This window comes from Variovorax paradoxus NBRC 15149 (assembly GCF_001591365.1).
Lineage (GTDB): Bacteria > Pseudomonadota > Gammaproteobacteria > Burkholderiales > Burkholderiaceae_C > Variovorax > Variovorax paradoxus.
Genome location: NZ_BCUT01000008.1, coordinates 249,490 through 256,612, shown reverse-complemented (window position 1 = coordinate 256,612; position 7,123 = coordinate 249,490). Strand labels below are relative to the sequence as shown.

Genomic DNA, 7,123 nt, shown 5'->3' with positions numbered 1-7,123 from the left:
GGGGAGCACCCGATGCCCTGTGCACCAGGGCACGCTGCCGGTGTGCCGCTGATCAACCAGCGCACTGAACAAATCACGTCAAACACAACGCGAGGCAAAGAGTCACTCCAGAAGCTCCAACAGCCGCTCAAGCCCGCCTTCGTTGATCGCCACCATGGCCTGCTCGCGCACCTTCGGCTTGGCGTGGTAGGCCACGGAGAGGCCGGCTTCGCCCATCATCGGCAGGTCGTTCGCGCCATCGCCCACGGCAATGGCTTCCTGCGGAGAAATGCCGAGCAGGGATGCAACCTCGAGCAGCGTGCGGCGCTTCTCGGCGCCGTCGCAGATGTCGCCCCAGCTTTGCTGCACCACCTGGCCGGTGAGCTTGCCATCGGCCTCGTCGAGCAGGTTGGAGCGTGCGAAGTCAATGCCCAGGCGGTCCTTCACGCGGTTCGCAAAGAAGGTGAAGCCGCCCGACACCAGCAGCACCTTGAGCCCGGCCGCCTTGCAGGCCGCCACCAGTTCCGCCGCTCCCGGATTGAGCTTCAGCCGCTCGTCGTAGACCTGCTGCAGCGCCTCGACCGGCACGCCCTTGAGCAGCGCCACGCGCCGCCGCAGGCTTTCCTTGAAGTCCTTGATCTCGCCGCGCATCGTGGCTTCGGTGATGGCGGCCACCTCGGCCTTCTTGCCGACCGCATCGGCGATCTCGTCGATGCATTCGATGTTGATCAGCGTCGAGTCCATGTCGAACGCGATCAGCTTGAAGTCGGCCAGCTTCAGCGGCGGCTTCATGCGCTGGACGGCGAGGCCGGGGGAGATTTCTGTGATTGCGCTCATGCGGGGGCGGGTTCCTTGACGATCGGTTGTCCGAGGCTGCGCAGCACGTCGCGCACCATTTGCGCACGCTCCTTGGGCTCTTTCAGCTCGCGCTCGATGCGCAGCTTCTCGTTGCCCGCGAGCTTGATGTGCTTGTTCTTCTGGATCAGGTGGATGATGGCCATCGAGTCGACCGGCGGGTCTTTCTTGAACGTGATGTGGATCACGCCCGGCGCCGCATCCACCTTCACCACGCCGTACGGCCGTGCGAGCACGCGCAGCCGGTGCGTGTCGATCAGCGTCTGCGCCTGCGGCGGCAGCTTGCCGAAGCGGTCGACGATTTCTTCGAGCAGGGTGTCGATCTGCTCGGGCGTCTTCGCGGTGGCCAGCTTCTTGTAGAACGACAGGCGCAGGTGCACGTCGCCGCAGTAGTCATCGGGCAGGAGGGCGGGGGCGTGCAGGTTGATCTCGGTGGTGACCGACAGCGGCGCGAGCAGGTCGGGCTCCTGCCCGGCCTTGAGCGCGCGCACGGCCTCGCTCAGCATCTCGTTGTAGAGCTGGAAGCCGATCTCCATCATGTTGCCGCTCTGGTTCTCGCCCAGCACTTCGCCCGTGCCGCGGATTTCCAGGTCGTGCATCGCAAGATAGAAGCCCGAACCCAGTTCTTCCATCTGCTGGATCGCGTCGAGCCGCTGCGCCGCCTGCTTGGTGAGGCCCTCGGTGTCCGGCACCATCAGGTAGGCATAGGCCTGATGGTGCGAGCGGCCGACGCGGCCGCGCAGCTGATGCAGCTGCGCGAGGCCGAACTTGTCGGCGCGGCTCATCACGATGGTGTTGGCAGTCGGCACGTCGATGCCGGTCTCGATGATGGTCGAGCACAGCAAGAGGTTGTAGCGCTGCGCCACGAAGTCGCGCATCACGCGCTCGAGCTCGCGCTCGGGCATCTGGCCGTGGGCCACCGCGATGCGGGCCTCAGGCAATATCTCTTCGAGCTTCTGGCGCCGGTTCTCGATGGTCTCGACCTCGTTGTGCAGGAAGTACACCTGCCCGCCGCGCTTCAGTTCGCGCAGCACGGCTTCGCGGATCACGCCCGTGCCCTCGTTGCGCACGAAGGTCTTGATGGCGAGGCGCCGCTGCGGCGCGGTCGCGATCACGCTCAGGTCGCGCAGGCCCTCGAGCGCCATGCCCAGCGTGCGCGGAATCGGCGTGGCGGTGAGCGTGAGCACGTCGACCTCGGCGCGCATGGCCTTCATCGCCTCCTTGTGGCGCACGCCGAAGCGGTGCTCCTCGTCGATGATGAGCAGGCCCAGGTTCTTGAACTTGACCGACTGCGAGAGCAGCTTGTGCGTGCCGACCACGATGTCGACCGTGCCTTCGGCCAGGCCCTTGGCCGCCGCGGTGATCTCCTTGGCCGAGCGGAAGCGGCTCATCTCGGCCACCTTGACCGGCCACTTGGCGAAGCGGTCGACCAGCGTCTGGTAGTGCTGCTCGGCCAGCAGCGTGGTGGGCGCGAGGAAGGCCACCTGCTTGCCGCCGGTGATCGCGATGAAGGCGGCGCGCAGCGCCACCTCGGTCTTGCCGAAGCCCACGTCGCCGCAGACCAGGCGGTCCATCGGCTGGGGCGAGATCATGTCCTGCACCACGGCGTGGATCGCGGCCTTCTGGTCGGCGGTTTCCTGGAAGCCGAAGTCGTTGGCGAACACCTCGTAGTCGGCGGCCGAATAGCGGAAGGCATGGCCCTGCCGCGCGGCGCGGCGGGCATAAATGTTGAGCAGCTCGGCGGCCGAGTCGCGCACCTGCTCGGCCGCCTTGCGCTTGGCCTTTTCCCACTGGCCGGAGCCCAGCTTGTGCAGCGGCGCCTCGTCGGCGCTGACGCCGGTGTAGCGGCTGATCTGGTGCAGCTGCGAGACCGGCACGTAGAGCGTGGCCTTGTCGGCGTACTCCAGGTGCAGCATTTCCTGCAAGAGCGGCTTGCCTTCGGCATCGGTGCCCTGGCCCAGGTCCATGTGGATCAGGCCGCGGTAGCGTCCGATGCCGTGCGCGGTGTGGACCACCGGGTCGCCCACGTTGAGCTCGGACAGGTCCTTGATCAGCGCCTCGACGTCGCTGACCTGTTCCTGCTTCTTGTTGCGCCGGCGCGTGGTGGGTGCGGTGGCGAAGAGCTCGGTCTCGGTGACGAAGTCGATGCCCTGCTCGCGCCAGGCAAAGCCCGAGGCCAGCGCGGCGGTGGCGATGCCGATCTTCTCGTCGGCCGAGGCTTCGAACTCGGCCAGCGAATCGAAGGCCGGCGGGCTCACGCCGCTGGCGCGCAGGAAGTCGAGCAGGCTTTCGCGCCGGCCTTCGCTTTCGGCGATCAGCAGCACGCGGTGCGGTGTGGCCTTGATGTGGGCCTTGAGGCCGACCAATGGGTCTTCGGCGCCGCGCACCACGGCAAAGGGCGGCAGCCTGTCGAACTCGGCGTAGGGCGTGTCGGTGGCAATGTCGCCGCCGCCGGCGTTTCCGCGGATCGCGAGCTGCGCATGCGGCTTGGCGCGCTGGTAGAACTGCTCGGCGCTCAGGAACAGCGCCTCGGGCGGCAGCGCCGGGCGTTCGGGGTCGCCGCGCACCAGGCGATAGCGCTCGCTCGTGTCCTGCCAGAAATGCTGGAACGCGGGCTCGAGGTCGCCGTGCAGCACCACGGTGGCGTCCGCACCCAGGTAGTCGAACACCGTGGCCGTCTCGTCGAAGAACAGCGGCAGGTAGTACTCGATGCCGGCGGTGGCCACGCCGTTGCCCATGTCCTTGTAGATGCGGCTCTTGGTCGGGTCGCCTTCGAGCAGTTCGCGCCAGCGGCTGCGGAAGCGCGCGCGGGCGTCGTCGTCCATCGGGAACTCGCGGCCGGGCAGCAGCCGCACTTCGGGCACCGGATAGAGGCTGCGCTGGGTGTCGGGGTCGAAGGTGCGGATCGAGTCGATCTCGTCGTCGAACAGGTCGACGCGGAAGGGCACGGGCGAGCCCATCGGAAAGAGGTCGATCAGGCCGCCGCGCACCGCGTATTCGCCCGGGCTCACCACCTGTGTCACGTGGCTGTAGCCGGCCAGCGTGAGCTGGGCCTTGAGCTTGGATTCCTCGAGCTTCTGCTTGGCCTTGAAGTGGAAGGTGTAGCCGGCCAGGAAGGCCGGCGGCGCGAGCCGGTAGAGCGCGGTGGTGGCGGGCACCAGCACCACGTCGGCCTCTTTCTGGCTGATGCGCCAGAGCGTGGCCAGGCGCTCGCTGATCAGGTCCTGGTGCGGGGAAAAGCTGTCGTAGGGCAGCGTTTCCCAGTCGGGGAACAGGGCGCAGCGCAGTTCGGGCGCGAAGAAGGCGATCTCGTCGATCAGCCGCTGCGCGTCGTTGGCATCGGCCGTGAACATCGCGGTGGCGCGGCCCGCGGCCTTCTCGCGCATGCCCAACTGCGCCAGCAGCAGCGCATCGGCCGACAAAGGAGGACGCGGCAGCGTGAATCGCTTGCCCGCCGTGAGGTGGGGGAGGTCCATGGAACGCTTAGAAAATGCAGAACACCCCGCGCTGAGGGCGAGGGGTGTATGAGACGGTCGATTCTAGAATGGCGGCCCCTTATCCGCTTGCCGGCCCTTGGTCCGTGCCGCACCCCATGTCTTCTTCCCGATTTTTCGTGCTGATTCCCTGCGCCGGCTTCGGCCACCGTGCAGGTGGCGCCCAGCCCAAGCAATACCAGCGGCTGGCGGGATCGTCGATGGTGGCCCACACGGTGGCTGCGTTCCGCGCGCTGGCGGGCCGCTTCGCGGGACTGGCGGTGGTGGTGTCGCCGGACGACCGCGAGGTGCAGACGGCGCTGCCGCGCTTTCCGGCCGACAACGAATTCCTGCTGCGCGTGGGGGGCGTCACGCGCGCCGCCACGGTGCGCAACGGTCTCGCGGCGCTGCGCCAGAAGGGTGCCGGGGCGCATGACTGGGTGCTGGTGCACGATGCGGCGCGCTGCCTCGTCACCTCGAGCCAGATCGAGGCGCTGATCGCGGCCTGCGAGCACGACGCCGTCGGCGGGCTGCTGGCGCAGCGGCTGGCCGACACGCTGAAGGCCTCCTCGGCCGACAGCCGCGTCTCCCAGACTCTTTCGCGGGCCGACAAGTGGCTGGCCCAGACGCCGCAGATGTTCCGCATCGGCATGCTGCTCGATGCGCTGGAGCGGGCCGGCGACGCGGTGACCGACGAGGCCGGCGCCATCGAGGCCATCGGCCTGTCGCCCTTGCTGGTGCCGGGCAGCGCGCAGAACTTCAAGGTGACCTTTCCCGAGGACTTCGCGCTGGCCGAGGCGGTGCTGCTCGGCCGCAGGAAGGCCATCGCATGACGGCCGCGTTCAACATCCGCGTGGGCGAGGGCTGGGACGTTCACCAGCTGGTGGCGGGGCGCAAGCTCATTCTCGGCGGCGTGGAGGTTCCGCACACCACCGGCCTGCTGGGACATTCGGATGCCGACGTGCTGCTGCACGCCATCACCGATGCATTGTTCGGCGCGGCCGGCCTGGGCGACATCGGCCGGCATTTTCCCGACACCGATGCGCAGTTCCGCGGCGCCGATTCGGCCGTGCTGCTCGGTGAAGCGGCACGCCGGGTGCGCGCCGCGGGCTGGGAGATCGGCAATGTCGACAGCACGGTGATTGCACAGGCGCCCAAGCTGGCGCCGCACATCCCGGCCATGTGCCGGCGCATCGCCCAGGTGCTGGGCCTCGCGCCCGAGCAGGTCAACGTGAAGGCCAAGACGGCCGAAAAGCTCGGCCCGGTCGGCGAAGGCCGCGCAATGGAAGCGCGCGCGGTGGTGCTGCTGCACCGCCAGGGCTGATCGACTCAGGCCCGCCGGCCCTGCTGCGCTTCCGCCGCCGGCCTCGGCTCGGGCATGGCGCGCGGCATGCGGATGTGCGCCGCCAGGCCGCGTCCGGGCGTGCTGGTGAGCGCAAAGGTGCCGCCCATGCGCTCGATGTTCTTTGCCACGATCGACAGCCCGAGCCCGGCGCCGGCCGCCGAGGTGCGCGCCACGTCGCCGCGGAAGAAGGGCTTGGTCAGCTGCGAGAGCAGGGCGGGCTCGACGCCCGCGCCGTGGTCGCGCACCTTGATCAGCACCGCGTCGTTGTTCGACTGCGCCTGGATCACCACGTCGGCAATGCCGGTGGAGGGTGTCTTGCCGTAGCGCCGCGCGTTCTCCACCAGGTTGGAGATCACGCGCGTGAGCTCGACCTCGTCGCCCAGCACGCGCAGGTCGGGCGGCACGTCGACGCGGATGTTCATTTCTTCGTAGTCCTGCACGGCGTAGGTGCAGGCATCGACAACGTCGCGCAGCAGCACGGGCTTGGGGTCGACATGGTCGGGGCGCGCATAGTCGAGGAACTTGTCGATGATGGCGTCGAGCTGGGCGATGTCGGCCGCCATGTGGTCGCGCGCGTCCTCGTCGGACACGCTCATCTCGGTTTCGAGCCGCAGCCGCGCGAGCGGCGTACGCAGGTCGTGCGAGATGCCGGCCAGCATGATGGCGCGGTCCTGCTCGATCTTGGCGAGCTGGTCGGCCATGCGGTTGAAGCCGATGTTGACCGCGCGGATCTCGTTGGTGCGGGCGCTCTCGTCGAGCCGGTGCGCCTCGTATTCGCCTTCGCGCACCTGCATGGTGGCGCGCGACAGCTGCTTGAGCGGCAGGTTGATGAGCCGCGTGATCAGCGCCGCGCCGGCCAGGGACAGCGCCATGGCGGTGCTGAGCCAGACCAGCCAGGTGCGTCCGCCTACGCGGCTGAAGCGGGTCGGGTCAAGCAGCAGCCAGTAGGTGTCGCTCTCGATGGTGAAGCCGATCCACAGGCCCGGCTCGTCGTTGACGCGGCTGGCCACCGTGGTGCCTTCGCCGAGCTGGTCGATCAGCTCCTCGGTCACGCGCTGGTCGAGCGCGCCGCTGGTGTAGGGCTGGAAGCGGTCGTTGGGCTCGCGCGGCAGGATGCGCACGCCCTCCTGGTCGGCCAGCGTCTTGATCAGCGACACCCGCGTGATCGCATCCGAATACACCAGCGCCGCGCGCGTGAGATTCACGAGCGAGGCGATCTGGTGTGCCGTCTGGATGGCGCGCGGCTCGTATTCGAGCGAGCGGAAGGTCTGCAGCCAGGCGACCGTACAGCCGATCAGCAGCAGAGCGAGCAGGAAGAATGTGCGCCAGAAAAGGCTGAAGCCGAGCTTCAGGCCCGGTCGCCGGTCACGCTGGCCGCTGCCCTCCAGGGGGCTTGGCATGGTGACCTGCGCGCCGTCCTCCTGGGCTGGGCTGGGTCTGGCGGATTGCAGGCCGATGGCCACCTCAGGGT

General features: G+C 68.3%; 5 protein-coding genes. 2 read left to right on the top strand and 3 right to left on the bottom strand.

Annotated features, from left to right (window positions below; genetic code table 11):
* Positions 1–102 precede the first annotated feature (102 nt).
* Both serB and mfd read right to left on the bottom strand, forming a co-directional pair.
* A complete protein-coding gene (serB, locus tag VPA02S_RS30205; RefSeq protein ID WP_062367144.1) occupies positions 103–816 on the bottom strand; it encodes a phosphoserine phosphatase SerB in 714 nt (237 codons plus the stop codon).
* Positions 813–4,310 carry a transcription-repair coupling factor gene (gene mfd, locus VPA02S_RS30200; RefSeq protein WP_018905038.1) on the bottom strand — a complete coding sequence of 1,166 codons (3,498 nt, stop codon included), beginning with the start codon at positions 4,308–4,310 and terminating at the stop codon, positions 813–815. Before mfd ends, serB begins: the two co-directional genes overlap by 4 nt.
* 116 nt (positions 4,311–4,426) lie before the next feature.
* On the opposite strand from mfd, the gene ispD reads away from it, so the two are divergent.
* The gene (gene ispD / locus VPA02S_RS30195; protein ID WP_026284068.1) at positions 4,427–5,140 is read left to right on the top strand and encodes a 2-C-methyl-D-erythritol 4-phosphate cytidylyltransferase; all 714 of its coding nucleotides are present in this window, start codon (positions 4,427–4,429) and stop codon (positions 5,138–5,140) included.
* On the top strand, positions 5,137–5,631 hold the full coding sequence (ispF, locus tag VPA02S_RS30190; protein WP_062367142.1) for a 2-C-methyl-D-erythritol 2,4-cyclodiphosphate synthase: 495 nt from the start codon (positions 5,137–5,139) through the stop codon (positions 5,629–5,631). The genes ispD and ispF overlap by 4 nt, the downstream gene beginning before the upstream one ends.
* Before the next feature lie 5 nt (positions 5,632–5,636).
* Here ispF and VPA02S_RS30185 read toward each other — a convergent pair whose 3' ends face one another.
* Positions 5,637–7,052: a sensor histidine kinase family protein gene (locus tag VPA02S_RS30185; RefSeq protein ID WP_012747690.1), complete on the bottom strand. Its 1,416-nt coding sequence runs from the start codon at positions 7,050–7,052 to the stop codon at positions 5,637–5,639.
* Positions 7,053–7,123: the final 71 nt, after the last annotated feature.

What these genes read in the sequence shown, in the direction of transcription:
- serB (WP_062367144.1), bottom strand. Translation starts at nt 816, where the DNA reads ATGAGCGCAATCACAGAAATCTCCCCCGGCCTCGCCGTCCAGCGCATG.
- mfd (WP_018905038.1), bottom strand. Translation starts at nt 4,310, where the DNA reads ATGGACCTCCCCCACCTCACGGCGGGCAAGCGATTCACGCTGCCGCGT.
- ispD (WP_026284068.1), top strand. Translation starts at nt 4,427, where the DNA reads ATGTCTTCTTCCCGATTTTTCGTGCTGATTCCCTGCGCCGGCTTCGGC.
- ispF (WP_062367142.1), top strand. Translation starts at nt 5,137, where the DNA reads ATGACGGCCGCGTTCAACATCCGCGTGGGCGAGGGCTGGGACGTTCAC.
- VPA02S_RS30185 (WP_012747690.1), bottom strand. Translation starts at nt 7,052, where the DNA reads ATGCCAAGCCCCCTGGAGGGCAGCGGCCAGCGTGACCGGCGACCGGGC.